Here is a 26,030-nt window from a genome sequence, read left to right as displayed (position 1 = left end):
CGTTGCAGCTAACTATAACAGCGCTCGCGTAATTGTCAGCGTGAACGCCGTCAATCGCCGTGGAATGCGTATTCAGGCTTCTTCGGCACATAGGGGCGGAAGAACGCCAGCAGCGCGCGGATATCCGCCTCGGCGTCACCACTGGGTTGGAACGGTGCGCCGATTACCACCCGGCGATTGGCGAAGTCCAGGGCCGCCGGCACGATCGGCACACCTGCCCCCACGGCGATATGGTAGAAGCCCATCTTCCAGCGCTGCACCTTCTTGCGTGTGCCCTCCGGCGACAGCACCAGGATGAACTCGCGGTTGTCGCGAAAGCCCTGGATCGCCTGGTCCACCATGTTCAGGCTGAGATGGCGCTGAATCGGGATGCCGCCCCAGCCGCGCAGCAGGCCGCCGAAGGGCCAACGGAAGATGCTGTGCTTGCCGAACCAGCGGGCGTTCAGGCGCAGGACGAACTTCAGCGCGATGAAGATCACGAAGTCCCAGTTGGAGGTGTGGTGGGCGCCGATGGCGACGAACTTGTCGATCCTCGGCAGAGCGCCCTCGATACGCCAGCCCATCAGTCTCAGTGCGCTACGCCCCAGCCATTCGGCGAACGGGTTGGGCGGCAGGTAGTTGCCGTGCATCGTTGCTCCTACTGCTTGTTCTTATTCTGTGCGACTCGGGAACGCGCGTTCTAGCGCTGGCATTTCGGGCAGTACACGCTGGCGCGCTGGCCCAGCTTCACCTCGCGCAGGGTGGCACCGCAGACCTTGCAGAACTCGCTGCCGCGCCCATAGGCGAACAGCTCCTGCTGGAAATAACCGGGCTGGCCATCGCCACCGATGAAATCACGCAGGGTGGTGCCGCCGCGCTCGATGGCGTGAGCGAGGATGCGCTTGATCTCCACGCTCAGCGCCACATAGCGCGCGCGGGAGATAGAACCGGCCTCGCGGCGCGGGTCGATGCCGGCGGCGAACAGCGCCTCGGTCGCGTAGATGTTGCCCACGCCGACCACCACCGCGTTATCCATGATGAACGGCTTGACCGCCATCGAGCGGCCCCTCGACAGCCGATACAGGCGCTCGCCATCGAAGGCATCAGTCAGCGGCTCCGGGCCCAGCCGCAGCAGCAGCTCGTGATTGAGCGGATCAACGCTCCACAGCAGGGCGCCGAAGCGTCGCGGGTCGGTGTAGCGCAGGGCCAGACCCGACTCCAGTTCGATGTCGACATGCTCGTGCTTGGCCACCGGCGCACCCACCGGCACCAGGCGCAGGTTGCCGGACATGCCCAGGTGACCGATCAGGGTGCCGCTCTCGGCCTGGATCAGCAGGTACTTGGCACGCCGCTCGACGCATTCGATGCGCTGGCCGGACAGGCGCACATCGAGGTCGTCGGGAATCGGCCAGCGCAGCCGGCGCTCGCGCACCACCACGCGGCTGACGCGCTGTCCGACGAGATGGGGAGCGATACCGCGGCAGGTGGTTTCGACTTCGGGTAATTCAGGCATTCACGCACTCGCGGGTACAACTGAGCGGAGTGCCACCCTAGCAGGAAAGGCGCTGCGCCGGGAGGCCCGCTTAGCCGGCGCCCAGGTCGTGGATGCTTTCCTTGAGGGTCTGGAAGTCATAATCGGTGAGGCCGACATACTCCAGCACGTGCTGCTGGATGCTGTCCCACTCGTGGTCCTCGTCCTGGTTGCCCAGCACCCGGAAGCTGGCGCAGATGTGCTCGGCCATCTTGAGGATCGCCATCAGCGTCTTCAGCTGGGCATCGCGGCCGGTGTCATCCTCGAAGAACGACAGCGCGTTGTGGTGGTTGGCGATGGCCTCGCACAGGTGCAGCGGCAGGTTCCACGACTTGGCGGTGAAGTAGCCGACCACCGCATGGTTGGTGTTGAGCAGGCGATTCTCGGTGTCCACTACGCGGCGCTCGCTGCTGGCGTTGAAGTACGCCTCTTCCAGGACCGTCATGTAGTTGGGGAAGCGCTTGAGCATCAGCGGGATGCCGCAGTTGTGGAACAGGCCGAGGGTATAGGCCTCGTCCGGCGCCTGGTAGCCGATGCGCTTGGCCAGCGTCAGGCAGGTCATGGCCACGTCCTGGGCGGTGTCCCAGAAGCGGTTGAGGATGACGATGGTCTCGTCGCTCATCTCGCCCTTGATCGACTGGGCGTTGATCAGGTTGATCACCGAGTTGCAGCCCAGCAGGTTGACCGCCTGCTGGATCGAGGCGATGCGATTGGACAGGCCGAAGAACGGCGAATTGACGATCTTCAACAGCGCGCCGGAGAGGCCGGGGTCCTGGCTGATCAGCCGGGCGATGGCCTTCAGGTCCGGATTGGGCAGGAACTGCTCCATCTGCAGATCGACCATGATCTGCGGCTGCGGCGGCACGCTGATGCCCTGCAGCACCTGCTGGATCTGTTCGGCGGAGAGTTCTTGGGCCATGGAAGGGACACGTGGAGAATGTGAGCGAGCCTACAGTTTAACCGAGACGCAGCGACAAGGCGGTTAAACCTTTGACTGACCTTTTCCACCCCGGGCAGGTCGGAACAGGGACATCCCATGTAGAGGAGATTCCACCATGTCGCTGTCCCTGAAAGGCAAACGCGTCGCCCTGCTGGTGACCGATGGTTTCGAACAGGTCGAGATGACCGAGCCGAAGAAGGCCCTGGAACAGGCCGGCGCCCAGGCCGACATCCTGTCCGTCAAGGAAGGCCAGGTGCGCGGTTGGCACCATGACAAACCGGGCGACAGCTTCCCGGTCGACGGCACCTTCGACACCGCCCAGGTCGAGGAATACGACGCCCTGGTCCTGCCGGGCGGCGTGATGAATTCCGACACCATCCGCACCGACACCGCCGCCCTGACCCTGGTGCAGGCCGCGGAGAAATCCGGCAAGCCGATCGCGGTGATCTGCCACGGCGCCTGGCTGCTGGTCTCGGCCGGGCTGGTCAAGGGCAAGACCATGACCAGCTGGCCTTCGCTCAAGGACGACATCCGCAACGCCGGAGGCGACTGGCAGGACCAGGAAGTGATCCGCGACGGCAACCTGATCAGCAGCCGCAAGCCCGACGATCTGCCGGCGTTCAATCAGGCCCTGCTGGAGCTGCTGGCGGCCTGAGAACCTATCTACGACCTCTTGATCGTCGGCCATGCTTTGTTGAGCGCGATCTCGGGCTGCTCGTTTACGACTTGCGCCTCACCCGCGCTCGCCTTGCCTGGCCCTAGCTCAAAAGCTGGTAAACAGGTTCCGGTTGGGGTGAGCGGGGTATAATCGCGCTCTTTTTTCTGGAGCGCCCCCATGACCCTGCCCGCCCTGCGCCTCAAAGCCAACGCCGATCGTCGCCTGCGCGCCGGTCACCTGTGGGTCTATAGCAACGAGATCGACGTGGCGGCCACCCCGCTGCACGGCTTCCAGGCCGGCGACCAAGCGATCCTCGAAGCGGCCGGCGGCAAGCCGCTGGGCATCGTGGCAATGAGCCCGAACAACCTGATCTGCGCCCGCCTGCTGTCGCGCGACGTCAAGCACGTGCTGGACAAGTCGCTGCTGGTGCACCGCCTGAACGTCGCCCTGAGCCTGCGCGAGCGCCTGTTCGACAAGCCCTTCTACCGCCTGGTCTACGGCGATTCCGACCTGCTCCCCGGGCTGGTGGTCGACCGCTTCGGCGACCATCTGGTGGTGCAGCTGGCCTCCGCGACCATGGAGCGCAGCAAGGACGCGCTGATCGAGGCCCTGGTCCAGGTGCTCAAGCCGCGCGGCATCCTGTTCAAGAACGACTCCGCCGCCCGCGATGCCGAGGGCCTGGAGCGCTACGTCGACACCGCCTTCGGCGTGGTGCCGGAGTGGGTCGACCTGGAAGAGAACGGCGTGAAGTTCCAGGCCCCGGTGCTGGAAGGCCAGAAGACCGGCTGGTTCTACGACCACCGCATGAACCGTGCGCGCCTGGCGCCCTATGTCCAGGGCAAGCGCGTGCTCGACCTGTTCAGCTACATCGGTGGCTGGGGCGTGCAGGCTGCAACGTTCGGCGCCAGCGAAGTGTTCTGCGTCGATGCCTCCGGCTTCGCCCTCGACGGTGTGGAGCGCAACGCCACCCTCAATGGCGTCGCCGAGAAGGTCACCTGCGTCGAAGGCGACGTGTTCGCGGCCCTCAAGGAGCTGAAGTCCGCCGAGGAACGCTTCGACGTGATCGTTGCCGACCCGCCCGCCTTCATCAAGCGCAAGAAGGACATCAAGAACGGCGAGGCCGCCTACCGCCGCCTCAACGAGACCGCCATGCGCATGCTCAACAAGGACGGCATCCTGGTCAGCGCCTCATGCTCCATGCACCTGGAAGAAGACCACCTGCAGAACATCCTGCTGACCAGCGCCCGCCACTTGGACCGCAATATCCAGCTGCTCGAACGCGGCGCCCAGGGCCCGGACCACCCGGTGCACCCGGCCATCGCCGAGACCCGCTACATCAAGAGCCTGACCGTACGCCTGCTGCCCAACAGCTGAGTCACGGAAGCCCCGCCCGCAGATGCGGACGGGGCTCGCTCCGCCTGTCTCAGAAGCCCTTGCGCTTCACCGTCCACAGCGGGCTGACGCACAGACCACACAGGGTGCCGTTGAAGGTGCTGCTGGCGCTCTGGTCGTTCATCAGCTGGTAGCGGAACCAGGCCGTGGCCGGGCCGCGATAGGCTCCGCCACTGCCAACCGGCTCGAAGTGCGAGACCGTGCGGCGCTCGCCCCAGAACACCGGCACGTTGGCGCGGTTGTAGACCGGCTGGGCATTCAGGTAGGGGAAGGCGATGTTGTCGCCGCCGCCCGTCATCAGGAACATCGGCCCCTTCTGCCTGCTCTGCGAACTGGTGTTGTGACCGAGCCCGAGGGTATAGGGCTGGATCGGCGCCGTCGTGCGCACCCGGTCATCCTGGCCGGCCATGATCGAACCGCCACCACCCTGGGAGTGACCGGAAGTGCCGACCCGCCCGGCATTCAGCTTGCCGGCATAGGTGCCGGAGGTGCTGCCGTTGGCCTGCACCAGGTAACTCAGGCAGGCGAGCATCTCTTGGCCGGTGCCGGCATCGGACGTTTCCGCGGCGGCCACCACGAAGCCATGGCTGGCCCAGTGGGTCAGCAACGCCGCATAGGTGTCGGGCGTGGCGCCGGTGCCGTTGCCCCACAGGATGATCGGGTGGCGCACGCCATTCTGACCGAGGTTGCTGGGCCGGTAGATGCGGCAGCTGGGCCCCTCGGCCTGGCTGGTGGTGGCATACGGGCCGCTGTTGTCGAAACTGGAAACGGCCGGGAACGGCGTGCCGGGGGTGTCCGGCAGAGCCGCGAGAGCAGAGGCCGAGAAGGCAAAGAGAGCGGCCGCCAGGCCGAGTTTGGAATCGAGCATCGAAGGGAGTCCTTGTTGTTATTCGTCGAGTAGGAGTTCGCCATGGCCCTTCCCGACCCACTGCATCGGACTGGGCTGCACTGCTGGTACTTCGCCGGCGATTGCGGGCGCCCGGCAAACCGCGCGGAGCGCACCGCACTGCACCGTACGTGACCGACCGGTCATACCAACAATCGCCCGAACGGCGAAACCGGATGAACGGCGTAAGCCCAAAGAGCTAACTCCCCACGCCGGCGCCCAGGCTGCAATGCCGAGCGCCATCAGACCGCGAACCTTTCCCCGGCGGGCGCGGAGGGCGTAGAATCGGGGCATTCCTCGCCAACCATCCCCCGGCGGGTCCGTGAGCCCGGGCCGAACGAACGGTGACCCCGTTTCGTCCTGCGGCCCCCTTCCGAACGCACGGCCATCTCCCGTTTGCATCCGGTCCAGTCGACGCTCACCATACGAAACATCACCTGATTAGCCGCAGGAACGTGTCATGCCCGATTACCGCTCGAAAACCTCCACCCACGGCCGCAACATGGCCGGCGCCCGCGCCCTGTGGCGCGCCACCGGGATGAAGGACGAAGACTTCAAGAAGCCGATCATCGCCATCGCCAACTCCTTCACCCAGTTCGTGCCCGGCCACGTGCACCTGAAGGACCTGGGCCAGCTGGTCGCCCGCGAGATCGAGAAGCACGGCGGCGTGGCCAAGGAATTCAACACCATCGCCGTGGACGACGGCATCGCCATGGGCCACGACGGCATGCTCTATTCGCTGCCGAGCCGCGAGATCATCGCCGACTCCGTGGAGTACATGGTCAACGCCCACTGCGCCGACGCCATCGTCTGCATCAGTAACTGCGACAAGATCACCCCCGGCATGCTGATGGCCGCCCTGCGCCTGAACATCCCGGTAGTGTTCGTCTCCGGCGGGCCGATGGAAGCCGGCAAGACCAAGCTGGCCAGCCACGGCCTGGACCTGGTCGACGCCATGGTGGTAGCCGCCGACGACTCCTGCTCCGACGAGAAGGTCGCCGAGTACGAGCGCAGCGCCTGCCCCACCTGCGGCTCCTGCTCCGGCATGTTCACCGCCAACTCGATGAACTGCCTGACCGAAGCCCTGGGCCTGTCGCTGCCGGGCAACGGCTCCACCCTGGCCACCCACAGCGACCGCGAGCAGCTGTTCCTGCGCGCCGGGCGCCTGGCCGTCGAGCTGTGCCAGCGCTACTACGGCGAGGGCGACGAGTCGGTACTGCCGCGCAATGTCGCCAGCTTCAAGGCGTTCGAGAACGCCATGGCCCTGGACATCGCCATGGGCGGTTCCACCAACACCATCCTGCACCTGCTGGCCGCCGCCCAGGAGGCGGAAATCGACTTCGACCTGCGCGACATCGATCGCCTGTCGCGCAAAGTGCCGCAGCTGTGCAAGGTGGCGCCGAACATCCAGAAGTACCACATGGAAGACGTGCACCGCGCCGGCGGTGTCTTCTCGATCCTCGGCGAGCTGGCCCGTGGCGGCCTGCTGCACACCGACGTGCCGACCGTCCACAGCCCGAGCATGGCCGACGCCATCGCTCAGTGGGACATCACCCAGACCCAGGACGAGAAGGTCCACACCTTCTTCAAGGCAGGCCCTGCCGGCATCCCGACCCAGACCGCGTTCAGCCAGAGCACCCGCTGGGAAACCCTCGACAACGACCGCGCCGAAGGCTGCATCCGCAGCGTCAAGCATGCCTACTCGCAAGAGGGCGGCCTGGCCGTGCTGTATGGCAACATCGCCCTCGACGGCTGCGTGGTGAAGACCGCCGGCGTCGACGAATCGATCCACGTGTTCGAAGGCACCGCGAAGATCTTCGAGAGCCAGGACAGCGCCGTTAAGGGCATCCTCGCCGACGAGGTGAAGGCCGGCGACATCGTGATCATCCGCTACGAAGGTCCGAAAGGTGGCCCGGGCATGCAGGAAATGCTCTACCCGACCTCCTACCTGAAGTCCAAGGGCCTGGGCAAAGCCTGTGCCCTGCTCACCGACGGCCGCTTCTCCGGCGGCACCTCGGGCCTGTCCATCGGCCACGCCTCGCCGGAAGCCGCCGCTGGCGGCGCCATCGGCCTGGTGCGTGACGGCGACAAGGTGCTGATCGACATCCCCAACCGTAGCATCAACCTGCTGGTCAGCGATGAAGAACTGGCCGCCCGCCGCATCGTGCAGGACCAGAAGGGCTGGAAGCCGGTCGCCCCGCGCGCACGCAAGGTGACCACCGCACTCAAGGCCTACGCCCTACTCGCCACCAGCGCCGACAAGGGCGCGGTACGCGACAAGTCGCTGTTAGACGGCTGAGCTGCTCCGACTCCCCCTCTCCCTCCGGGAGAGGGCCGGGGTGAGGGTCTTCTAGCCAATACGTACTAAGCCCGGCCCTGCGCCGGGCTTAGGCCTTGTAGGGCGGGTGAAACCTGCGGACAACCACGCGGGTTCCACCCGCCCCACCCGGAGCACAGCATGAAGATCGGCCTGATCAGCGACACCCACGGCCTGCTGCGCCCCGAGGCGCTGGCGGCGCTGCAGGGGTGCGCGCATATCGTGCATGCCGGCGATATCGGCAGGCCGGAGATTCTCGACGCCCTGCGCGAACTGGCGCCGCTAACGGTGGTGCGCGGCAACAACGACGAGGGGCTGGACTGGGCCGCCGAGCTGCCGCAGCAGGCCACGCTGCAACTGGGCAAGGTCGGCCTGTATGTGGTGCATGAGGCGGCGCATGTGCCGGCGCGGTTGCCGGATAACGTGCGTGTAGTGATCACCGGCCATTCGCACAAACCGCTGATCGAGGAACGCGCCGGCCTGCTGTGGATCAACCCCGGCAGCGCCGGCCCACGGCGCTTCAGGCTGCTGATCGCCGTCGCCCTGCTGCATATCGACAACGGCGAACCCCGCGCCGAGCTGCTCGAGCTGCAGCCCTAGGCCCGGGTGCGTCTCAGCTGACCCCGGTATAGCGATCGGCGCGGTGGTTGATCGCCAGCACCAGGTTGAGCATCACCGCCCCGAGCACCGATAGGGCCACCTTGTCCGGCGTCACCACAAATACCGCCGCCAGCACGATGACCGCGTCGATGGCCATCTGCACCGCGCCGGCGCGCAGGCCGAAGCGCTCCTGCAGGAACAACGCGAGGATATTCACCCCGCCCAGGCTGGCCCGATGGCGGAACAGCATCAGCAGGCCCAGGCCCATGGCCGCGCCGCCGAACAGCGCGGCATACAGCTCGTTGAGATGGGTGAAGGCGACCCAGCCCGGGGTCAGCTCGGCCAGCAGCGACACCAGCAGCACCGCGCAGCCGGTGCGCAGGGTGAAGCCCCAGCCCAGGCGCCAGATGCCCAGCGCGTAGAACGGCAGGTTGACCAGGCAGAACACCAGGCCGAAGGGCCAGCCGGCCAGGTACTTGGCCAGGAAGGCCACACCCACGGTGCCGCCGGTGAGCAGCCCGGCGTGGCTATAGAAGGCGATGCCCAGGGCCACCAGGGCAGTGCCGAACAGCAGCGCCAGGGCATCCTCCCACAGCGGGTGGCGGACAAAGATGGCAGCGACGGTTTCCGCCTCGGGCGTATCGATAGGGTCGGTCATGTGCGAATTTCAGCGGATAAAGGCAAAAGCATAGGGCGCCGTCTTCGAACGAAGGCGACGTCGATCAATGTCAGTGAAGAAAAGTCCTAGCGGCGCTGCCAGGTCTCGAAGCGGTAGGCCGGCGACGCTTCGGTCGCCTCGTGCGCCTCGCTCTCGCTGCGCTGCCAGTCAGCCTCGGCAAAGGCCGGGAACCAGGCATCGCCCTCGGGCTGCAGCGCCACGCGGGTCAGGTACAGGCGCGCGGCCCGGGCCAGGCCCTGCTCGTAGAGCTGGGCGCCGCCGATCAGCATCAGCTCGTCGACGCCCTGCTCACAGGCCCATTCGTCCGCGCGCACGATGGCGGCGTCCAGCGACGGGAAGACTTCCGCGCCCTCCAGTTGCAACCCGGCCTGGCGGCTGACCACCAGGTTGAGCCGGCCCGGTAGCGGGCGGCCCAGCGAATCCCAGGTCTTGCGCCCCATGATGATCGGCTTGCCGAGAGTCTTGGCCTTGAAGTGCTTGAGGTCCGCCGGCAGGTGCCAGGGCAGCTGGTTGTCGCGACCGATCACACGGTTGTCGGCGAGGGCGGCGATCAGGCAGAGGGGAAGAGTCGTTTTCATGAGCGCGAGGATACCGGCTGGCGCCGGCTCAGGCCACCTGACTACTGCCCGGCCGCTTGCCGACCACCCGGTTGCGCCCCTGCTCCTTGGCCAGGTACAGCGCCACGTCGGCCAGGCGCAGGGCGTCGGCCAGGCTCTGGTGCGGCTGCGGCACCAGCCAGGCCAGGCCGATGCTGAGCGTCACCACCGGCGCGATATCGGACTTGGCGTGGGCCAGGCCCAGGGCCTCCACTTCGGCGCGCAGCTGCTCGAGGATCTGCATCACGGCGGCCTCGTCCAGGTCGTACCAGAGGCCGACGAACTCCTCGCCGCCATAACGCGCGGTCATGTCCAGCGGACGCCGGGCCTGGGCGCCGATCACCCGGCTCACCCCGCGCAGCGCCTCGTCGCCGGCATTGTGGCCGTAGTGGTCGTTGTAGCGCTTGAAGAAGTCCACATCCATCATCACCACGGCGAGCGGCTGCTGCTCGCGCTGGGCCTGGCGCCAGCTGGCCTCGGCACGCTCGCCAAAGGCACGGCGGTTGAACAGGCCGGTGAGCGAGTCCTTCTCCGCCAGGTCCTGCAGCAGACCCTGGGCAAGGAAGCTCTGCCGCGTGGCGTATTCGAGGAAGTAACAGCCCACCGAGCCGATTACGTTGGCCGTGGCCAGGAAGAACAGGTTGTACAGCAGCACCGCGCCATCCAGATCGTTGATCAGTTCCATCGCCAGGTAGGCGAGGAAGATCAGCCAGCCGCACAGCGAGGCGACCACGAAACGCAGGCCGGTGAGGAAGTAGAAGAACACCGTGACCAGAATGATGCCCTCATAGGGCAGCGGGTAGCCGTGAGCCCGGGCGACCCAGATGATGCCGACGACGCCCATGCCACAGACCAGCGCGCAGACCCCGCCCAGCAATTGGAGACTGCCGAGCAGGCGGCGCCGATAGGTCGCCAGCCAGTTTAGCAGCAGCACGGGCCCTATCAGCCCCAGGCGGATCGTCAGCGTCGGGTTACGCACCTCGTCCGGCAGGCTGATGGAGTCCAGCACGGCGAAGACCAGAAACAGCACGATGGCCACCAGCAGCGACCAGCGCATGCGGATCAGGAACACCCTGGCGTGATAGCGGTGGTAGGCCGCCTCCATCTCGCCGTCGAAATTGAGCAGGCGAAAGCCCTCACGCAACTGGCGCAGGTAGGGCGAGTCGTGGGTGACCCAGTCCAGATGGGGCAGCTTCATGGCTGTGCTCTTGTCGTTGTTCTGCCTGAAGCCTAGTCGCAGCCGACGGCGCGCCACAACTCGGGCTTTTCCCCAGGCGCGGCGCAGCGGTTATGCTTTGGCCCTCGACCCGCAGACGGAACGCCGCGTGACAGACAGTCCCCCGCCTCCCCGCTCGCGCCTGCAACGCCTCTGGCTGTGCGAAGCCATTCGCCTGCGCGAGGACCACGCCGGCCCGCTGGAAGATGCCGAGGCCAATCGCCTGGCGCGCCAGGCCGATGGCGACCTGGTGTGCCGCATCGAGGCCCGCGCCCTGTTCCTGGCCAGGCGCGATGGTCAGCTTCAGGCCCAGCGTCACTGGCTGCAGGGCGCACGCCTGGCGCTGCTGGCCCTGTCGATTCTGGCCCTGGTCGGCGGCGCCGGGCTGGCCCTGGCGGCGCTGGGCGACGGTGGCCGCCCGGTCAATGTGTTCTGGGCCCTGGGCAGCCTGCTCGGCATTCATCTGCTGACCCTGCTCGCCTGGCTGCTCGGCATCGCCTTCGCCGGCGAGCACCAGGCCGCCCTCGGCCGCCTGTGGCTGTGGCTCAGCGAGAAGCTGGCGCGCGACGCCGCGGCCGCCCAGCTCGGCCCAGCGCTGGTCCTGCTGCTGCAGCGCCGACGCCTCAACCGTTGGCTGCTCGGCGCCCTGGTCCATGGCTTGTGGCTGGTGGCGCTGCTCGCCGCCACGCTGATGCTGCTGCTCCTGCTCAGTACCCGGCGCTACGGCTTCGTCTGGGAGACCACCCTGCTCGGCAGCGATGCCTTCGTCGCCCTCACCCACCTGCTCGGCGCCCTGCCCGCCCTGCTCGGCTTCCCGCTGCCGGACGTGGACACCATCCGCGCCAGCGGCGAGTCCGCCCTGCTGGTGGAAACGGCGCGGCATGCCTGGGCCGGCTGGCTGCTCGGCGTGCTGCTGGTGTTCGGCCTGCTGCCGCGTGCCCTGTTGCTGCTGCTGTGCCTGTGGCGCTGGTGGCACGGCAGCGCGCGCCTGCGCCTGGACCTCGCCCTGCCCGGCTATCGACTGCTGGCCGAGCGCCTGCAACCGCCGGCCGAACGCCTCGGCGTGCTGGATACGGAGCCGCAGGCACTGCACCAGCCTCAGAGCGGGCACAGCGCGCTGGCCACGGACGGCGCCCTGCTGGTGGCGGTGGAGCTGGACGACAGCCGACCCTGGCCGCCGCAAGTGGGCAAAGGCGTGGCCAACGCCGGTGTGCTGGACAGCCGCGAACAGCGCCAGCACCTGCTCGACCAGCTGAGCCGCTTCCCGCCGGCGCGCCTGGCCGTCGCCGTCGACCCGCGGCGCTCGCCAGATCGCGGCACCCTGGCGCTGCTCGGCGAGCTGTCGCGCACAGCTGGCGCCACCCGCGTCTGGCTGCTGCCGCCACCGCCCGGCGAGGCGCTGGACAGCCAGCGCCTGGGCGACTGGCACGAGGCCCTGCAGCGCCTCGGCCTGACCTTCTCCGATGCGGCGCCACTGGCCTGGCTGGAGACTGGACATGACTGATCGCGTAGCCCGGCTGCAATCCGGGAAGCAGGCAGCTCCAACCCGGATTACAGCCGGGCTACGAACTGGAGAGCGGCCATGACCAGACCGCTGCGCCTGGCCGTGGTCGGCCACACCAATGTCGGCAAGACCTCGCTGCTGCGCACCCTGCTGCGCGACGTCGGCTTCGGCGAGGTCTCGCACCGGCCCAGCACCACCCGCCACATCGAGGGCGCGCGCCTGTCGGTGGACGGCGAGCCGCTGCTGGAGCTGTACGACACCCCCGGCCTGGAAGACGCCATCGCCCTGCTCGACTATCTGGAACGCCTGGAGCGCCCCGGCGAGCGGCTGGACGGCCCGGCGCGCATCGCCCGCTTCCTCGACACCGCCGAGGCGCGCCAGCGCTTCGAGCAGGAGGCCAAGGTGCTGCGCCAGCTGCTGGTCAGCGATGCCGGGCTGTACGTGATCGACGCCCGCGAGCCGGTGCTGGCCAAGTACCGCGACGAGCTGCAGGTGCTGGCCGGCTGCGGCAAGCCGCTGCTGCCGGTACTCAACTTCGGCGCCGCCGCGGCCCAGCGCGAACCGGAGTGGCGCGAGGCCCTGGCTCGTCTCGGCCTGCATGCGCGGGTGGCGTTCGACACGGTGGCGCCGCCGCTGGATGGCGAGCGCCGCCTGTACGAGAGCCTGGCCCTGCTGGTGGAGCCGGCACGCCCGCAACTGGAGCGACTGATCCTCGACCACGAGGCCAAGGACGAGGCCCGCCGCCAAGCCGGCGCGCGGCTGATCGCCGAGCTGCTGGTGGACTGCGCCGCCTGCCGGCGCAGCGTGGCGGCCCAGCCGCAGATCGAAAAGGGCGAGATCGCCGCCCTGCATCAGGCCATCCGCCGCCGCGAGCAGCAATGCGTCGACGCGCTGCTGCGCCTGTATGCCTTCCGCTCGGACGATGCCCAGGCCGGCGACCTGCCGCTGGCCGACGGGCGCTGGGGCGACGACCTGTTCAACCCGGAGACCCTGCGCCAGCTCGGCGTGAAGGTCGGCGGCGGCATGGCCGCCGGTGCGGCCACCGGGGTGGGCATCGACCTGTTGGTGGGCGGCGTGACCCTGGGCGCGGCCGCGCTGCTCGGCGCCCTGGCCGGCGGCGGCCTGCAGACCGCGCGCAACTTCGGCGGCCGTCTGCTCGGCAAGCTCAAGGGCCAGCGCGAGCTGACCGTGGACGACAACGTGCTGCGCCTGCTCGCCCTGCGCCAGCGCCAGCTGCTGGCCGCCCTGCTCGCTCGTGGCCATGCGGCGACGGCGGCGATCCACGTGCACAACCCGCGCGACGATGCCTGGCGCGAGGCCCGTCTGCCCGAGGCGCTGCGCCGGGCGCGGGCGCACCCCGAGTGGTCCTCGCTCAACCCCGGCGCACGCCTGGAGCAGACCGAGCGACGCCAGCAGGTCGAGTCCCTGGCCCTGGAGCTGGGCGGCAATTGAACTGCCGCTTGCGGCAAGCGCTTGCCGCCGCATCGCCCAGCGCCCCGCAGCTCGCCTGGCAACTCGTTGATCCCAAGGCGGTTTTCTTGAGTAGAGAAGACTGGCATCGGCCTTGCTCCTGAGCCAGTCCGCGCTCATGCGGATTCAGGAGGAACCATGAACAGCATCAGCGGCATCGGCGGCCAGTACCCGCTGTCCATCAACGGCCTGCGCAGTAAGGACGGGTTCCGCGAGGAGGAGCTGGTCGCGCTCGCCCCGCCCATTGCTCCACCCCCCACCTTCAAGGCCGACGCAGGCTACGACCACCAGTCGGAGCAGGCCTACGAGGAGGCTTTCGCCAAACTGCGGGTCAACCTGCAGAATCGCGCCGAGAGCGATGGCGTGGAGAGCGGTGTCAGCCAGGGCCGACTGAGCGAGAGCCTCGGCGATGAGGACCCGGCGGTGAAGGCCTTCCGCGAATACATGGCCATGACCCCGGCCGAGAAGATGCGCGACGCCATCCTCAAGGAGCTGGGCTTGACCGAGGAGGAGATCGACGCGCTACCGCCGGAGCGACAGGAGGCGATCGAGAAGCAGATTGCCGAACGTATGCAGCAGCGTGCCGAGCTGCAGGCGGCCGAGGAGCGTGAAGAGAAGGCCGCAGGCGTTTCCGTCGGCGCCGCAGATCCGCAGGAGCAGGCGGCGCTGTTATCCTGACCGTCAGCGCCGGCTGAGACTGGTCCACAGTGTGGCGGCGACGATCAGCAGCCCACCGGTCCAGGCCTGCAGGCTCAGCTCCTCGCTCAGCCAGAGCACGGCGAACAGCGCGCCGAACAGCGGCTCGCTGCCCATCAGCAGGCTGACCCGGGTCGGGCTGCTGCGGCCCAGCGCCCAGTTCTGCACGTAGAAGGCGAACAGGGTGGCGAACTGCACCAGGTACAGGCTGCCGATCCAGAATGCCGGCGCCGTCGGCAGCGGCGGCAGGCCGCCAGGCAGCAGCAACGCGCCGAGCAGCAGACAGCCGAAGCCGATTACCCCGGACTGCACGGCGGTCAGCGCCAGCGGCGGCACCTGGCGATTCGCGGTGAGGCGACGGGTCAGGCATACCTGGAAGGCGCGCAGCAGCGCGGCGGCCAGCATCAGGCCGTCGCCCAGGCCGAAGTCGAGGTCGACGCCACCGCTGAGCAGCCAGGTGCCGAGCAGCGACAGCGCCACCGCCGGCAGCAGGCGCGCGTCCGGGCGCTGGCCGAGCATCAGCCACTCGACGAAGGGCGTCAGCACCACGCACAGGCTGATCAGGAAGGCCGCGTTGCTCGCCGTGGTCAGCTGCACGCCGTAGGTCTCGCAGAGGAAGATCGCCAGCATGGCCAGGCCCAGCGGCAGGCCGGGGGCCCAGGCACGCCGCCCCTCGCCGCGCAGCTGCGGCGCCAGCAGCAGGAAGGTGATGCAGAAGCGCACGGCGAGGAAACCCAGCACCGGGTAGAACACCAGCGCCTGCTTGGCCACGCCGTAGCTGGTGCCCCACACCAGCGCCACCAGCAGCAGAAGCAGGTCGCTGGTGTGCAGCAGGCGGGCCCGCAGGGGTTGGCTCAGGGTGATCATGAAGGAAGGCTCCAGCGCTGCGTCGGGACAGAGCCGCATTGTCCATTGGGCACTGCGCCGCGATAATCCAGCCATTTCGAACATGACTCGTTCCCCATGAGCACGAATCAGACCCAACACCTGCTGCCATTGATGGCCAGCTTCGTCCGCGTGGTGGAGTGCGGCAGCTTCTCCGCCGCTGCCCGCCAGCTGCATACCAGCGGCTCGGCGCTGAGCCGCCAGGTCGCCCAGCTGGAGGCCGCGCTCGGCCTGCGCCTGCTGGAGCGCACCACCCGCCGCCTGCGCCTGAGCGAGGCCGGCGGCGAGGTGTTCGAGCGTTGTCGGGAGATGCTCGCGGCCGCCCAGGCGGCAGTGGCGGTGGGCGAACGGCTGATGAGCCACCCACGCGGCCAGGTGCGCCTGTCGGTGCCCAAGGCCTTCGGCAAATACCTGGTGGCACCGCTGCTGGCGGATTTCCTGGTGCGCTATCCGGAGGTGGACGTCAGCCTCAACCTCAGCGACCGCAGCCCGGACCTGATCGCCGACGGCTTCGACCTGATCGTGCGCATCACCGAGCAACCACCGCAGCAGATGGCCGGGCGCCCGCTATGCCAGGTGCGCCAGCTGCTCTGCGCCACGCCGCACTACCTGGCGCGCCACGGCACGCCGCAGCACCCGCAGGAGCTGGTGCGGCATCAGTGCCTGTATCTGGACGAGGTGGCGGACGATCACCGCTGGCACTTCAGCGACGGCCGCGAGCAGTGCATGGTGGCGGTGGCCGGGCGCTTCGCCAGCAACCACAGCGAGGTCCGCCTGAACGGCGCGCTGAACCACCTGGGCATCGCCTGCCTGCCGCACTTCACCGCCGCCCAGGCGCTGGCCGAGGGGCGACTGGTGCAGGTGCTGGCCGACTGGCGCTACACCGGCTCCTACCAGGGCACCGCCTGGGTGCTCTACCACCCCAACCGCCACCTGCCGCCGAAGCTGCGGGTACTGATCGATCATCTGGCGGCGGGGCTGGCCGGCTAAGGCTGGTTACACCGCCACCGGCGCGGCGATATGCGGGTGGGCCTGGTAGTTCTGCAGCTCGAAGTCCTCGAACTTGAAGGCGAACAAGTCCTTCACCTCGGGGTTGAGCTTCATGGTCGGCAGCGGCAGCGGCTCGCGGGTCAGCTGCAGGTCGGTCTGCTCGATGTGGTTGGCGTACAGGTGGCAGTCGCCGCCGGTCCAGACGAAGTCACCCGGCTGCAGGTCGCAGACCTGGGCGATCATCAGGGTCAGCAGGGCGTAGCTGGCGATATTGAAGGGCACGCCGAGGAAGATGTCGGCCGAGCGCTGGTACAGCTGGCAGCTCAGGCGGCCCTCGGCGACATAAAACTGGAACATGGTGTGGCACGGCGGCAGGGCCATCTCGTCGACCAGTGCCGGGTTCCAGGCGGAGACGATCAGGCGGCGCGAGTCCGGGTTCTTCTTGATCATCGCGATCAGCTTGCTGATCTGGTCGATCGACTCGCCGTTCGGCGCCGGCCAGCTGCGCCACTGGTAGCCGTACACCGGGCCGAGGTCGCCGTTCTCGTCGGCCCACTCGTCCCAGATGCGCACACCGTTGTCCTTCAGGTACTTGATGTTGGTGTCACCCTGGAGGAACCACAGCAGCTCGTGAATGATGGATTTCAGATGGCACTTCTTGGTGGTCACCAGCGGGAAGCCGTCGGCCAGGTTGAAGCGCATCTGGTGGCCGAACACCGAGTAGGTGCCGGTGCCGGTGCGGTCGCTCTTGAAGGTGCCGGTCTCGCGCACCAGGCGCATCAGGTCGAGGTACTGTTTCATCACGCGGCTCCTTGAACGGCCTGGCGGCGATAGGCCCAGATCATAAGGCCGAGGCCGCCGAGAATCATCGGCAGGCACAGCACCTGACCCATGGTCAGCCAGCCGCCGGCCAGGTAGCCGAGCTGGGCGTCCGGCACGCGGACGAACTCGACGATAAAGCGGAACACGCCATAGCAGATTGCGAACAGGCCGGACACCGCCATGGTCGGGCGCGGCTTGCGCGAGTATGCCCAGAGGATCAGGAACAGGGCCACGCCCTCCAGAGCGAACTGGTACAGCTGCGACGGGTGGCGCGGGTCCGGCCCGCCATTGGGGAAGACCATGGCCCAGGGCACGTCGGTGACCTTGCCCCACAGCTCGGAGTTGATGAAGTTGCCGATGCGCCCGGCGCCCAGGCCGATCGGCACCAGCGGCGCGATAAAGTCCATCAGCTCGAAGAAGCTCTTGCCGTTGCGCCGGCCGAACAGCCAGGTGGCCAGCATCACGCCGATCAGGCCGCCGTGGAAGGACATGCCGCCTTCCCAGACGCGGACGATCTTCAGCGGGTCGGCCACATACGCGGACAGGTCGTAGAACAGCGCGTAGCCCAGGCGGCCGCCGAGGATCACGCCCATGGCCACCCAGAACACCAGGTCGGAGAGCTTCTCCTTGCTCCAGCTGGCGTCGAAATCCTTCAGCCGGCGGCTGGCGAGGAACCAGGCGCCGCCGATGCCGACCAGGTACATCAGGCCGTACCAGTGAATCTTCAGCGGGCCCAGGGCGATGGCCACCGGGTCGATCTGCGGATAAGGCAGCATCAATAACTCCTTAGATCAGGAAGCTCACGCCCACGCAGAGCAGCAGCAGGGCGAACAGTCGTTTCAGTACATCGGCCGGCAGGCGGTGCGCCAGGCGCGCGCCGATGCGGGCGAAGAACATGCTGGTGATGGCGATGCCGGCCAGCGCCGGCAGATACACGTAGCCCAGGCTCCAGGCCGGCAGGTGCGCCTCGTTCCAGCCCAGCAGCATGAAACTCAGGGCGCTGGCCACGGCGATCGGCAGGCCGCAGGCCGACGAAGTCGCCACCGCCTGCTGCATGGGCACGCTGCGCCAGGTCAGGAACGGCACGGTCAGCGAACCGCCGCCGATGCCGAAGATCGCCGAGGCCCAGCCGATCACCACGCCGGCCACCGTCAGCCCGGGCTTGCCTGGGACCGCGCGACTGGCCTTGGGTTTCAGGCCCAGGCCCATCTGGATGGCGATGACGATGGCGAACACGCCGATGATCTTCTGCAGCAGCGGGCCCTGGATGGCCGCGGCGGTGGCCGAACCCAGCGCGGCGCCGAGCAGGATGCCCAGCGCCATCCAGGCGAACACCGGCCACAGCACGGCGCCCTTGCGCTGGTGCTCGAGCACCGAGTTGATCGAGGTGAAGATGATGGTGGCCAGCGAGGTGCCCACGGCCAGGTGGGTGAGGATGGCCTGATCGAAGCCCTGGGCAGTGAAGCTGAACACCAGCACCGGCACGATGATGATGCCGCCGCCCACGCCGAACAGCCCGGCCAGCACACCGGCCGCCGCACCCAGCAGCAGATAGAGCAGGAATTCCATGCAACCCCCTAAAACGAAGCGGCATGGTAACGGATGGGCACCCCGCCCTCCAGCCGAGGCGATGGATGCCCTTGGCTTTGTTAGACTCCAGGCACCTGACCACAGGCCCTTGGAGGTGGTATGTGCCTGATCGTCTTCGCCTGGCGCCCCGGACACCCGCAGCCGCTGGTACTGGCCGCCAACCGCGATGAGTTCTACGAGCGTGCCACCCTGCCGCTGGGTGAGTGGGAAGAATCGCCGGGCATCTACGCCGGCCGCGACCTGCTGGCCGGTGGCACCTGGCTGGGGGTGACGGCCGAGGGTCGCTTCGCCGCCCTGACCAATATCCGCGACCCGCGCCAGCCCCGCGGCGAACGCTCGCGCGGCGAGCTGCCGCTGCAGTTCCTGCGCGGCGAGCAGGACGCCGAGGCCTTCCTCGCCGAACTGGCGCCGCGGGTCGAGCAGTACAGCGGTTTCAACCTGCTGCTCGGCGATCGCCGCGCGCTGTACTTCTTCAATTCCGAGCAGGGCGAGATCCGCCGTCTGCTGCCCGGCCTTTACGGCCTGTCCAACGCCGACCTGGATACGCCCTGGCCCAAGGTGCTGCGCTCCACGGCGGCGCTGGCCAATACCCTCGAAGATCCACAGCCAGCCAACCTGCTGGCGCTGCTCGGCGACCGCCAGCAACCGCCACGGGTGCTGCTGCCGGATACCGGCGTCGGCGTCGACTGGGAGATGCTGCTGGCCACCGTGTTCATCGTCGGTCCCGGCTATGGCACCCGCGCCAGCAGCGCCCTGGTGCTGCACGGCGACGGCGGCGTGCGCCTGGTGGAACGCAGCTTCGGCAGCGGCGGTGAGCTGCTCGGCGAGGTGGATCTGCGCCTGGGGCCACAGGAGTAGCGTTTTTAATCCTGCCAATCACAGAAGCAGCCGACAGCCAGGTTGCTGTCGGCACGCACCGGGCGGCCGGCCAGCAGCGCCTCGATGATCGGCTCGATAAAGCTGTTGCTGGAGGTGCACAGGGCGCCTTCGCTGTAGGGACCGAAGTAGGCCAGGCGGCCCTGCTGGTCCCAGATCGCCACCGCCGGGCTGGCCGGCAGCCGTTCGCTGCCCGGCAGTTCGGTGAGCGGCTGTAGCGCCTGCAGGTTGTCCGGCAGGCGGCCGTGGCTGCCGGCCTTCTGCAGCGCGTAGAACTGCACGCCGCGCCCGGCATAGGCTTGCACCAGCTCGCCGAGGTGCTGCTGGTTGCCGACGTTGCACGGACAGCCCGGGTCCCAGAAATGCACCAGACGGATCGGCCCCGGCCCGGCCAGCTCGGCCGGCAGGCGCAGTTCGGCACCCGAGAACAGCTCGGTGCGCGCCTCGAAGGGGCGGATGTAGCGGGCTTGGAACCACCAGAAGGCGGCCAGCATGGCACCCAGCCAGAGAATGGCGACGAGGCTGGCGAGAATGGCTTTGCGACGCGGGGACATGATCGGCGGCACGGAGGAAAGGTGCCTAGCTTGCCACGCCGCGCCCGACAGCTGAATATCGGCTGTCCCCATCGCCGCCGAAGACACCATGACCGCCATGCCCCAGACCCTGCCAGAGCCCTTCCAGCCCGAGCGCCTGCGCGCCGGCCTGCGACCCTTGGCCGCGGCCACCGCACCGCTGGCGGACGAGGCCCTGGCCTACCAGCGCTACTATGGCCTGGACCTGCCGCAGCACGCCGGCGTGCGCAGCCGCCTGGGGCGCTTCGAGTGCGACGGGCTGAACCTGGTGGCGCAGCTATGGACGCCGGCGGAGCCCAAGGCGACCCTGATCCTGCTGCACGGCTACTACGACCACATGGGCCTGTACCGCCACGTGGTCGACTGGGCGCTGGGCGAGAGCCTCGCCGTGCTGGCCTGCGACCTGCCCGGCCACGGCCTGTCCGAGGGCGCGCGCGCCAGCATCGATGACTTCTCCGCCTACCAGCGCACCCTGCAGTGCCTGTTCGCCGAGGCCGCCAGCCTCGACCTGCCGCAGCCCTGGCATCTCTGTGGGCAGAGCACCGGCGGCGCCATCCTGCTGGACTTCCTGTTACTCGGCGAACCGCGTCCGGAGCCCGGCGCCACCATTCTTCTGGCGCCGTTGGTGCGGCCACGGGCCTGGGGCCTGTCCAAGCTCAGCTACCACCTGATCGGCCCGTTCCGCAGCGAAATTCCGCGGCGCTTCTCGGCCAACTCCAGCGACGCCGAGTTCCTCGATTTCCTGCAGAATCGCGACCCGCTGCAGCCGCGTAACCTGCCGACCGCCTGGGTCGGCGCCCTGGCCAAGTGGATTCCGCGCCTGGAGAAGGCCCCGCGCAGCCCGCTGCGACCTCTGGTGGTACAGGGTGAGGCGGACATGACGGTGGACTGGCGGCACAACCTGCAGGTGCTGCAGGCCAAGTTCGACCAACCGGAAATCCTGCGCATCCCCGGAGCCCGCCATCATCTGGTCAACGAGAGCGAAGGCATTCGCCGCGAGTACTTCGCCTTCCTCAGCGAGCGCTTGCGCTAATCACCTGGTAGCCCGGATGCAATCCGGGGGTGGCGCTGCCTGTGCCGCGGATCTTATCCGGGCTACGGGGCTAGATGCCCTGCTGGGCCGGCTGGATAGTCTGCTCGCCCTGCCCCGCCGCCAGCCCCGCGCGCAGGGCGGCCACGGCGGCCTGGTAGTAGGCCTTGCCGGCCGGCGACTCGGCGAAGGCGACGAACTCGTCCAGCTCCGGATCGGACAGGTCGCGATAGACGTGCAGGAGGGTGTTGTCGATATCCGCCTCGATCTGCTGCATCAGCCGCTCGCGCTGGCCCTGCACCAGCATCTGCGCCTGATCGCCGCCGAACAGCCCCGGCACCATCGAACTCAGGCTGTCGGCCGCGACACCGGCCAGGGCCAGGCTGACCTCGGCGCCGGCCTCGGTGGCCGGTACGACCTGGGCCAGATGGCGGATCAGCAGGCGGCGGGTGGCGTCCGCCTGCACCGGCGGCAGGCCATTGGCGTGGGCGGCCAGCTGCTCGCGGGCGCTGGCACGGACCTCGGCGGCGACCACGCGCTTGCCCAGCGGTGACTCGAAGAACTGCAGCGCCGGCAGCGGATCGGCCAGCGCCATGCGCAATGCGGCCTGGGCGCGCTGGTCCATGGCGGCCGGCTCGAAACGGCGGTTGCTGTTATCCACCAGGGCCTGGAACACCGCCGGCGGCAGGGTGCCCTGGTAGCGCTGCTGGGCAAGCTTGAGCGCCTCGCCGAAATGCGCACGCTGCTCGGGCCAGCCGGCGGCCTGGTAGAGGCGGGCATAGTCATCGGCGGAAACGGCGAAGCTGCACAGCAGCATGAATAGAGCAAAAACGGCGCGCATGAATAACTCCTGTCTGGCGCGGCTATTGTAGGGGCCCGCAGGCGGCGCTGGTAGAATCGGCGCATGACCGACCAGCACCTGCAGCGGCTCCTGCCGCAGATCATCGACGACCTCGCCAGCCAGGGCTGGTCGCGGCAGGCGCATGCCCTGCCGCAAACTCTGACCCGCGAACTGGCCGCCGAGTGCCGCAGCCGCGCTCAGAATGGCGCGCTGAGCCCGGCCGGCGTCGGCCGCGGCCAGGGCCTGGCGGTGCGCGAGGGCATCCGCGGCGACAGCATCCAGTGGCTGGAACAGGGCCAGAGCGCGGCCTGCGACCAGTACCTGCAGGCCATGGACGAGCTGCGCCGGGCTCTCAACCAGGCCTTCTACCTCGGCCTGGAAGACTACGAGAGCCACTTCGCCCTGTATCCGCCGGGGGCCTTCTACCAGAAGCATCTGGACCGCTTCCGCGACGACGACCGCCGCACCGTGTCCGCCGTCTACTACCTCAATGACGACTGGCAGGCCGAGCAGGGTGGCGCCCTGCGCCTCTACCCGCAGGACGGCGCCAGGCTGGACGTGCTGCCCACGGCCGGTACCCTGGTGCTGTTCATCTCCGCCGAGCTGCCCCACGAGGTGCTGCCGGCGACCCGCGAGCGCCTGTCGCTGACGGGCTGGTTCAGGAGACGCGCCTGATGGAAAAGTTGCTGGTCAGCCGCTGCCTGCTCGGCCACAAGGTGCGCTACGACGGCGGCGCCCACGGGCCCTTCGACCTGCTGCAACACTGGCAGGACGAAGGGCGCATCGTCGCCCTGTGCCCGGAAGTGGCCGGAGGTCTGCCCACGCCGCGCCCGCCGGCGGAGATCCCCGGCGGCCAGGGTGCAGAAGTGCTGGACGGCCACCGGCCGGTGCTGACCGACAGCGGAGCCGACGTCACCGCGGCATTCGTCGCCGGCGCCGAGATCGCCCTGCGCCTGGTCCGACAGCACGGCCTGCGGGTGGCCGTGCTCAAGGCGCGCAGCCCGTCCTGCGGCAACACCCAGGCCTACGATGGCAGCTTCAGCGGTAGCCTGGTCGCGGGCGAAGGAGTGACCGCAGCCCTGCTGCGCCGCGCCGGCGTGCAAGTGTTCAACGAGACCGAGCTGGCCGAGGCCGCCGCCGAGCTGGCGCGCCTGGAGCGGCGCGACGACTGACCGCGCAGGTGCAACGCCAGCGCACTAAGGTCAGTGCAGACTGCCATCGAAAGGAGCCTGCCATGCGTCTCTCCCTGCGTAACTCCCTACGTACCTGGGGCCTGTGCGCCCTGCTCTGCACAGCCCTGCCGGCGCTGGCCGAGAACGCGGTGCCGCAGCTGCCGGCGCCGCCGGGGGCCGAGGTGTACTTCATCGAGCCGGCCGACGGCGCCAGCGTCGGCCAGACCTTCAGCGTCAAGTTCGGCCTCAAGGGCATGGGCGTGGCGCCCGCCGGCATCGACTTCCCCGCCACCGGCCACCATCACCTGCTGGTGGATGTGAGCACCCTGCCACTGCTGGACGTGCCGCTGCCGGCGACCGAGCATATCCTGCACTTCGGCAAGGGCCAGACCGAGACCGAACTGAGCCTGCCGCCGGGCACCCATACCCTGCAGCTGCTGGTCGGCGACAAAAACCATGTACCAATGGACCCGGCCGTGATGTCCACCAAGATCACCATCACGGTGCAATGAGCCGGCCATGAAAAAGCCCCGCAAGTGCGGGGCTTTTTTGTCGGCGCCTGGCTCAGCGCACCTGGGGTGCGGTGAGTTTGTCGAGCAGCGCCGCCTGGGCGTTGCGCGGGTTGGCGTTGCCGAACGGGGTGAGGCGCTGGTAGCGGCCGTCCGGCTGCAGCACCCAGGCCTGGGTGTTGTCGGACAGGTAGCTTTCCAGCTCCTTCTTGACCCGGGTGATGAGCTTCTTGCCCTCCATCGGGAAGCAAGTCTCCACACGCTTGTCGAGGTTGCGCTCCATCCAGTCGGCACTGGAGAGGAACAACTGCTCGTCGCCACCGTTGCCGAAGTAGTAGATGCGGCTGTGCTCGAGGAAGCGGCCGACGATCGAGCGCACGTGGATATTGTGCGACACCCCCGGCACGCCGGGACGCAGGCAGCACATGCCGCGCACCACCAGGTCGATGCGCACGCCCATCTGGCTGGCCTTGTACAGGGCGCGGATGATCTTCGGATCGGTCAGCGAGTTGACCTTGGCCATGATGTGCGCCGGCTTGCCCTCGCTGGCGAACTGCGCCTCGCGGGTGATCATGTCGAGCAGGGTCTTCTTCAGGGTGAAAGGCGCGTGTAGCAGCTTCTTCATGCGCAGGGTCTTGCCCATGCCGATCAGCTGGTTGAACAGCTTCGACACGTCCTCGCCCAGCCCCTCGTCGGCGGTCAGCAGGCTGTAGTCGGTATACAGCTTGGCGTTGCCGGCGTGGTAGTTGCCGGTGCCCAGGTGCGCGTAGCGGCGCAGCTCGCCGTTCTCGCGGCGCAGGATCAGCATCATCTTGGCGTGGGTCTTGAAGCCGACCACGCCGTAGATCACCACCGCACCGGCGGCCTGCAGGCGGCTGGCCAGCTGCAGGTTGGATTCCTCGTCGAAGCGCGCACGCAACTCGATCACCGCGGTGACCTCTTTGCCGCTGCGCGCCGCCTCGACCAGCGCATCGACGATTTCCGAGTTGGCCCCGGAGCGGTACAGGGTCTGCTTGATCGCCAGCACGTGCGGGTCTTTCGCCGCTTGGCGCAGCAGGTCGACCACCGGGGTGAAGGACTCGAAGGGGTGCATCAGCAGGATGTCCTGCTTGCCGACCACGCTGAAGATGTTCTCGGCGTTCTGCAGCAGCTTGGGGATCACCGGCGTGAACGGCGCGTGCTGCAGCTCCGGGTGGCTCTCCAGCCCGGTGATGCTGAACAGGCGGGTCAGGTTGACCGGACCGTTGACCCGATACAGCTCGCTCTCGCTCAGGTTGAACTGCTTGAGCAGATAGTCGGAGAGCTGCGGCGGGCAGGTCTCGGCCACTTCCAGGCGCACGGCGTCGCCGTAACGGCGGCTGAACAGCTCGCCACGCAGGGCGCGGGCCAGGTCCTCGACGTCCTCGGTGTCCACCGAGAGGTCGGCGTTACGGGTCAGGCGGAACTGGTAGCAGCCCTTTACCTTCATGCCGGGGAACAGGTCGTCGGCGTGAGCGTGGATCATCGAGGAGAGGAACACGTAGTTGTCCCCTGCCCCGCCCACTTCCTCCGGCACGCGGATGATCCGCGGCAGCAGGCGCGGCGCCGGGATGATGGCCAGACCGGAGTCGCGGCCGAAGGCGTCGACACCCTCCAGCTCGACGATGAAGTTGAGGCTCTTGTTCACCAGCAGCGGGAACGGGTGCGTCGGGTCGAGGCCGATCGGCGTGATGATCGGCGCGATCTCGTCGCGGAAGTAGCGGCGCACCCAGGTCTTCAGCTTGGTGGTCCAGTAGCGCCGGCGGATGAAGTTGACCTGGTGCTTGGCCAGCTCCGGCAGCAGCACGTCGTTGAGCAGGGCGTACTGGCGGTCGACCTGCTCGTGGGCGATCTCGGAGATGCGCGCCAGCACCTGGCTCGGCAGCAGGCCGTCGGCGCCGGCCTGTTCGCGGGCGAAGTTGATCTGCTTCTTCAGGCCGGCGACGCGGATCTCGAAGAACTCGTCGAGGTTGCTGGAGAAGATCAGCAGGAACTTGAGCCGCTCGAGCAGCGGGTAGGACTCGTCCAGCGCCTGTTCCAGCACGCGGATATTGAACTGCAGCTGCGACAGCTCGCGGTGGATGTACAGGCTGCTGTCATCCAGACCCGGGATCACCAGGGCCGGCGCGGGAGCCGGTTCCGGCTCGACCGCCGGCACGGCGACCACCTCGGCCACGACTTCCACCGGCGCCTGCGGCTCGACCTCGAGCTGGGCGTCGGCGATCTGCTTGTTGCTGAGTCCCTCGGTATTCATTGCCTTG

Annotated in this window: 27 protein-coding genes; 13 read left to right on the top strand and 14 right to left on the bottom strand. The window is 68.1% G+C overall.

Annotation, left to right across the window (positions count from 1 at the left end; translation table 11 throughout):
• Positions 1 to 50: 50 nt before the first annotated feature.
• The 3 genes from OH686_RS13810 to OH686_RS13800 all read right to left on the bottom strand — a co-directional run bounded on the left by OH686_RS13810 (position 51) and on the right by OH686_RS13800 (position 2,375).
• Positions 51 to 629 (bottom strand): lysophospholipid acyltransferase family protein, encoded by a 579-nt coding sequence (locus OH686_RS13810; RefSeq protein WP_289533301.1) that lies wholly within the window; start codon positions 627 to 629, stop codon positions 51 to 53.
• A 50-nt stretch (positions 630 to 679) separates the two neighbouring features.
• Positions 680 to 1,492: a bifunctional DNA-formamidopyrimidine glycosylase/DNA-(apurinic or apyrimidinic site) lyase gene (mutM, locus tag OH686_RS13805; RefSeq protein ID WP_289533299.1), complete on the bottom strand. Its 813-nt coding sequence runs from the start codon at positions 1,490 to 1,492 to the stop codon at positions 680 to 682.
• Between the two features lie 70 nt (positions 1,493 to 1,562).
• Positions 1,563 to 2,375, bottom strand: a complete 813-nt coding sequence (locus OH686_RS13800) for an HDOD domain-containing protein (RefSeq protein ID WP_289538975.1) — start codon at positions 2,373 to 2,375, stop codon at positions 1,563 to 1,565.
• Positions 2,376 to 2,565: 190 nt separating this feature from the next.
• Here OH686_RS13800 and OH686_RS13795 point away from each other — a divergent pair, with 190 nt between their 5' ends.
• Together OH686_RS13795 and OH686_RS13790 are read left to right on the top strand one after the other, a co-directional pair.
• A complete protein-coding gene (locus tag OH686_RS13795; protein ID WP_289533297.1) occupies positions 2,566 to 3,105 on the top strand; it encodes a type 1 glutamine amidotransferase domain-containing protein in 540 nt (179 codons plus the stop codon).
• 180 nt (positions 3,106 to 3,285) lie between these two features.
• Entirely contained in the window at positions 3,286 to 4,482 is a 1,197-nt protein-coding gene (locus OH686_RS13790) for a class I SAM-dependent rRNA methyltransferase (protein WP_289533295.1), read from the top strand.
• Between the two features lie 49 nt (positions 4,483 to 4,531).
• On the opposite strand, the gene OH686_RS13785 is transcribed toward OH686_RS13790, so the two are convergent.
• A complete protein-coding gene (locus tag OH686_RS13785) occupies positions 4,532 to 5,368 on the bottom strand; it encodes a poly(ethylene terephthalate) hydrolase family protein (protein WP_289533293.1) in 837 nt (278 codons plus the stop codon).
• Between the two features lie 478 nt (positions 5,369 to 5,846).
• Here OH686_RS13785 and ilvD point away from each other — a divergent pair, with 478 nt between their 5' ends.
• Together ilvD and OH686_RS13775 are read left to right on the top strand one after the other, a co-directional pair.
• Positions 5,847 to 7,685: a dihydroxy-acid dehydratase gene (gene ilvD, locus OH686_RS13780; protein ID WP_289533291.1), complete on the top strand. Its 1,839-nt coding sequence runs from the start codon at positions 5,847 to 5,849 to the stop codon at positions 7,683 to 7,685.
• A gap of 159 nt (positions 7,686 to 7,844) precedes the next feature.
• Positions 7,845 to 8,303, top strand: coding sequence for a metallophosphoesterase family protein (locus OH686_RS13775; RefSeq protein ID WP_289533289.1), 459 nt, complete (start codon positions 7,845 to 7,847; stop codon positions 8,301 to 8,303).
• A 13-nt stretch (positions 8,304 to 8,316) separates the two neighbouring features.
• Here the strand turns inward: OH686_RS13775 and OH686_RS13770 are convergent, their stop codons facing one another.
• The 3 genes from OH686_RS13770 to OH686_RS13760 form a co-directional block, all read right to left on the bottom strand.
• Entirely contained in the window at positions 8,317 to 8,961 is a 645-nt protein-coding gene (locus OH686_RS13770; RefSeq protein ID WP_137974677.1) for a YitT family protein, read from the bottom strand.
• A gap of 86 nt (positions 8,962 to 9,047) precedes the next feature.
• A complete protein-coding gene (locus OH686_RS13765; RefSeq protein ID WP_289533287.1) occupies positions 9,048 to 9,560 on the bottom strand; it encodes a dihydrofolate reductase in 513 nt (170 codons plus the stop codon).
• 28 nt (positions 9,561 to 9,588) lie between these two features.
• A complete protein-coding gene (locus OH686_RS13760) occupies positions 9,589 to 10,776 on the bottom strand; it encodes a GGDEF domain-containing protein (protein ID WP_289533285.1) in 1,188 nt (395 codons plus the stop codon).
• A 127-nt stretch (positions 10,777 to 10,903) separates the two neighbouring features.
• Between OH686_RS13760 and OH686_RS13755 the strand changes: the two genes are divergently transcribed.
• The 3 genes from OH686_RS13755 (at position 10,904) to OH686_RS13745 (ending at position 14,446) form a co-directional block, all read left to right on the top strand.
• Positions 10,904 to 12,298: a DUF2868 domain-containing protein gene (locus OH686_RS13755; protein WP_289533283.1), complete on the top strand. Its 1,395-nt coding sequence runs from the start codon at positions 10,904 to 10,906 to the stop codon at positions 12,296 to 12,298.
• Positions 12,299 to 12,376: 78 nt separating this feature from the next.
• Positions 12,377 to 13,750 (top strand): GTPase/DUF3482 domain-containing protein, encoded by a 1,374-nt coding sequence (locus OH686_RS13750; RefSeq protein ID WP_289533281.1) that lies wholly within the window; start codon positions 12,377 to 12,379, stop codon positions 13,748 to 13,750.
• A gap of 156 nt (positions 13,751 to 13,906) precedes the next feature.
• Positions 13,907 to 14,446 (top strand): hypothetical protein, encoded by a 540-nt coding sequence (locus OH686_RS13745; protein WP_289533280.1) that lies wholly within the window; start codon positions 13,907 to 13,909, stop codon positions 14,444 to 14,446.
• Between the two features lie 3 nt (positions 14,447 to 14,449).
• Here the strand turns inward: OH686_RS13745 and OH686_RS13740 are convergent, their stop codons facing one another.
• Entirely contained in the window at positions 14,450 to 15,331 is an 882-nt protein-coding gene (locus OH686_RS13740) for a DMT family transporter (RefSeq protein ID WP_289533278.1), read from the bottom strand.
• A 96-nt stretch (positions 15,332 to 15,427) separates the two neighbouring features.
• Between OH686_RS13740 and OH686_RS13735 the strand changes: the two genes are divergently transcribed.
• The gene (locus OH686_RS13735) at positions 15,428 to 16,339 is read left to right on the top strand and encodes a LysR family transcriptional regulator (RefSeq protein WP_289533277.1); all 912 of its coding nucleotides are present in this window, start codon (positions 15,428 to 15,430) and stop codon (positions 16,337 to 16,339) included.
• A gap of 6 nt (positions 16,340 to 16,345) precedes the next feature.
• Here OH686_RS13735 and OH686_RS13730 read toward each other — a convergent pair whose 3' ends face one another.
• From OH686_RS13730 to OH686_RS13720, 3 genes are read right to left on the bottom strand one after another with little or no spacing between them, the layout of a single operon-like run.
• A complete protein-coding gene (locus OH686_RS13730) occupies positions 16,346 to 17,140 on the bottom strand; it encodes a thymidylate synthase (RefSeq protein WP_192314309.1) in 795 nt (264 codons plus the stop codon).
• Entirely contained in the window at positions 17,140 to 17,937 is a 798-nt protein-coding gene (gene lgt / locus OH686_RS13725; protein WP_289533274.1) for a prolipoprotein diacylglyceryl transferase, read from the bottom strand. Before lgt ends, OH686_RS13730 begins: the two co-directional genes overlap by 1 nt.
• 10 nt (positions 17,938 to 17,947) lie before the next feature.
• Positions 17,948 to 18,730, bottom strand: a complete 783-nt coding sequence (locus OH686_RS13720; RefSeq protein WP_289533272.1) for a sulfite exporter TauE/SafE family protein — start codon at positions 18,728 to 18,730, stop codon at positions 17,948 to 17,950.
• A 120-nt stretch (positions 18,731 to 18,850) separates the two neighbouring features.
• Between OH686_RS13720 and OH686_RS13715 the strand changes: the two genes are divergently transcribed.
• Positions 18,851 to 19,609 (top strand): NRDE family protein, encoded by a 759-nt coding sequence (locus OH686_RS13715; RefSeq protein WP_289533270.1) that lies wholly within the window; start codon positions 18,851 to 18,853, stop codon positions 19,607 to 19,609.
• A 5-nt stretch (positions 19,610 to 19,614) separates the two neighbouring features.
• Here OH686_RS13715 and OH686_RS13710 read toward each other — a convergent pair whose 3' ends face one another.
• Complete coding sequence (locus OH686_RS13710; RefSeq protein ID WP_289533268.1) at positions 19,615 to 20,181, bottom strand: DUF6436 domain-containing protein; 567 nt, start codon at positions 20,179 to 20,181, stop codon at positions 19,615 to 19,617.
• A 109-nt stretch (positions 20,182 to 20,290) separates the two neighbouring features.
• On the opposite strand from OH686_RS13710, the gene bipL reads away from it, so the two are divergent.
• A complete protein-coding gene (gene bipL, locus OH686_RS13705; protein ID WP_289538972.1) occupies positions 20,291 to 21,232 on the top strand; it encodes a phospholipase BipL in 942 nt (313 codons plus the stop codon).
• Between the two features lie 70 nt (positions 21,233 to 21,302).
• Here bipL and OH686_RS13700 read toward each other — a convergent pair whose 3' ends face one another.
• On the bottom strand, positions 21,303 to 22,070 hold the full coding sequence (locus OH686_RS13700) for a hypothetical protein (protein ID WP_289533266.1): 768 nt from the start codon (positions 22,068 to 22,070) through the stop codon (positions 21,303 to 21,305).
• Between the two features lie 63 nt (positions 22,071 to 22,133).
• Here OH686_RS13700 and OH686_RS13695 point away from each other — a divergent pair, with 63 nt between their 5' ends.
• From OH686_RS13695 to OH686_RS13685, 3 genes are all read left to right on the top strand, one after another.
• Positions 22,134 to 22,745, top strand: a complete 612-nt coding sequence (locus OH686_RS13695; RefSeq protein WP_289533264.1) for a 2OG-Fe(II) oxygenase — start codon at positions 22,134 to 22,136, stop codon at positions 22,743 to 22,745.
• Complete coding sequence (locus tag OH686_RS13690; protein ID WP_289533262.1) at positions 22,745 to 23,242, top strand: 2-thiouracil desulfurase family protein; 498 nt, start codon at positions 22,745 to 22,747, stop codon at positions 23,240 to 23,242. Before OH686_RS13695 ends, OH686_RS13690 begins: the two co-directional genes overlap by 1 nt.
• Before the next feature lie 74 nt (positions 23,243 to 23,316).
• A complete protein-coding gene (locus OH686_RS13685; RefSeq protein ID WP_289538969.1) occupies positions 23,317 to 23,754 on the top strand; it encodes a DUF4399 domain-containing protein in 438 nt (145 codons plus the stop codon).
• 52 nt (positions 23,755 to 23,806) lie between these two features.
• On the opposite strand, the gene ppk1 is transcribed toward OH686_RS13685, so the two are convergent.
• Positions 23,807 to 26,023: a polyphosphate kinase 1 gene (ppk1, locus tag OH686_RS13680; protein WP_289533260.1), complete on the bottom strand. Its 2,217-nt coding sequence runs from the start codon at positions 26,021 to 26,023 to the stop codon at positions 23,807 to 23,809.
• Positions 26,024 to 26,030: the final 7 nt, after the last annotated feature.

It is taken from the genome of Pseudomonas sp. SO81, from assembly GCF_030374125.1.
Lineage (GTDB): Bacteria > Pseudomonadota > Gammaproteobacteria > Pseudomonadales > Pseudomonadaceae > Aquipseudomonas.
This window is presented reverse-complemented; position numbering and strand designations above follow the sequence as displayed.

What these genes read in the sequence shown, in the direction of transcription:
- OH686_RS13745 (WP_289533280.1), top strand. Translation starts at nt 13,907, where the DNA reads ATGAACAGCATCAGCGGCATCGGCGGCCAGTACCCGCTGTCCATCAAC.
- OH686_RS13695 (WP_289533264.1), top strand. Translation starts at nt 22,134, where the DNA reads ATGACCGACCAGCACCTGCAGCGGCTCCTGCCGCAGATCATCGACGAC.
- OH686_RS13700 (WP_289533266.1), bottom strand. Translation starts at nt 22,070, where the DNA reads ATGCGCGCCGTTTTTGCTCTATTCATGCTGCTGTGCAGCTTCGCCGTT.
- OH686_RS13770 (WP_137974677.1), bottom strand. Translation starts at nt 8,961, where the DNA reads ATGACCGACCCTATCGATACGCCCGAGGCGGAAACCGTCGCTGCCATC.
- OH686_RS13775 (WP_289533289.1), top strand. Translation starts at nt 7,845, where the DNA reads ATGAAGATCGGCCTGATCAGCGACACCCACGGCCTGCTGCGCCCCGAG.
- OH686_RS13730 (WP_192314309.1), bottom strand. Translation starts at nt 17,140, where the DNA reads ATGAAACAGTACCTCGACCTGATGCGCCTGGTGCGCGAGACCGGCACC.
- OH686_RS13740 (WP_289533278.1), bottom strand. Translation starts at nt 15,331, where the DNA reads ATGATCACCCTGAGCCAACCCCTGCGGGCCCGCCTGCTGCACACCAGC.
- OH686_RS13750 (WP_289533281.1), top strand. Translation starts at nt 12,377, where the DNA reads ATGACCAGACCGCTGCGCCTGGCCGTGGTCGGCCACACCAATGTCGGC.
- OH686_RS13715 (WP_289533270.1), top strand. Translation starts at nt 18,851, where the DNA reads ATGTGCCTGATCGTCTTCGCCTGGCGCCCCGGACACCCGCAGCCGCTG.
- lgt (WP_289533274.1), bottom strand. Translation starts at nt 17,937, where the DNA reads ATGCTGCCTTATCCGCAGATCGACCCGGTGGCCATCGCCCTGGGCCCG.
- mutM (WP_289533299.1), bottom strand. Translation starts at nt 1,492, where the DNA reads ATGCCTGAATTACCCGAAGTCGAAACCACCTGCCGCGGTATCGCTCCC.
- OH686_RS13810 (WP_289533301.1), bottom strand. Translation starts at nt 629, where the DNA reads ATGCACGGCAACTACCTGCCGCCCAACCCGTTCGCCGAATGGCTGGGG.
- OH686_RS13720 (WP_289533272.1), bottom strand. Translation starts at nt 18,730, where the DNA reads ATGGAATTCCTGCTCTATCTGCTGCTGGGTGCGGCGGCCGGTGTGCTG.
- OH686_RS13760 (WP_289533285.1), bottom strand. Translation starts at nt 10,776, where the DNA reads ATGAAGCTGCCCCATCTGGACTGGGTCACCCACGACTCGCCCTACCTG.
- OH686_RS13690 (WP_289533262.1), top strand. Translation starts at nt 22,745, where the DNA reads ATGGAAAAGTTGCTGGTCAGCCGCTGCCTGCTCGGCCACAAGGTGCGC.
- OH686_RS13795 (WP_289533297.1), top strand. Translation starts at nt 2,566, where the DNA reads ATGTCGCTGTCCCTGAAAGGCAAACGCGTCGCCCTGCTGGTGACCGAT.
- OH686_RS13785 (WP_289533293.1), bottom strand. Translation starts at nt 5,368, where the DNA reads ATGCTCGATTCCAAACTCGGCCTGGCGGCCGCTCTCTTTGCCTTCTCG.
- ilvD (WP_289533291.1), top strand. Translation starts at nt 5,847, where the DNA reads ATGCCCGATTACCGCTCGAAAACCTCCACCCACGGCCGCAACATGGCC.
- OH686_RS13735 (WP_289533277.1), top strand. Translation starts at nt 15,428, where the DNA reads ATGAGCACGAATCAGACCCAACACCTGCTGCCATTGATGGCCAGCTTC.
- OH686_RS13790 (WP_289533295.1), top strand. Translation starts at nt 3,286, where the DNA reads ATGACCCTGCCCGCCCTGCGCCTCAAAGCCAACGCCGATCGTCGCCTG.
- OH686_RS13765 (WP_289533287.1), bottom strand. Translation starts at nt 9,560, where the DNA reads ATGAAAACGACTCTTCCCCTCTGCCTGATCGCCGCCCTCGCCGACAAC.
- ppk1 (WP_289533260.1), bottom strand. Translation starts at nt 26,023, where the DNA reads ATGAATACCGAGGGACTCAGCAACAAGCAGATCGCCGACGCCCAGCTC.
- OH686_RS13710 (WP_289533268.1), bottom strand. Translation starts at nt 20,181, where the DNA reads ATGTCCCCGCGTCGCAAAGCCATTCTCGCCAGCCTCGTCGCCATTCTC.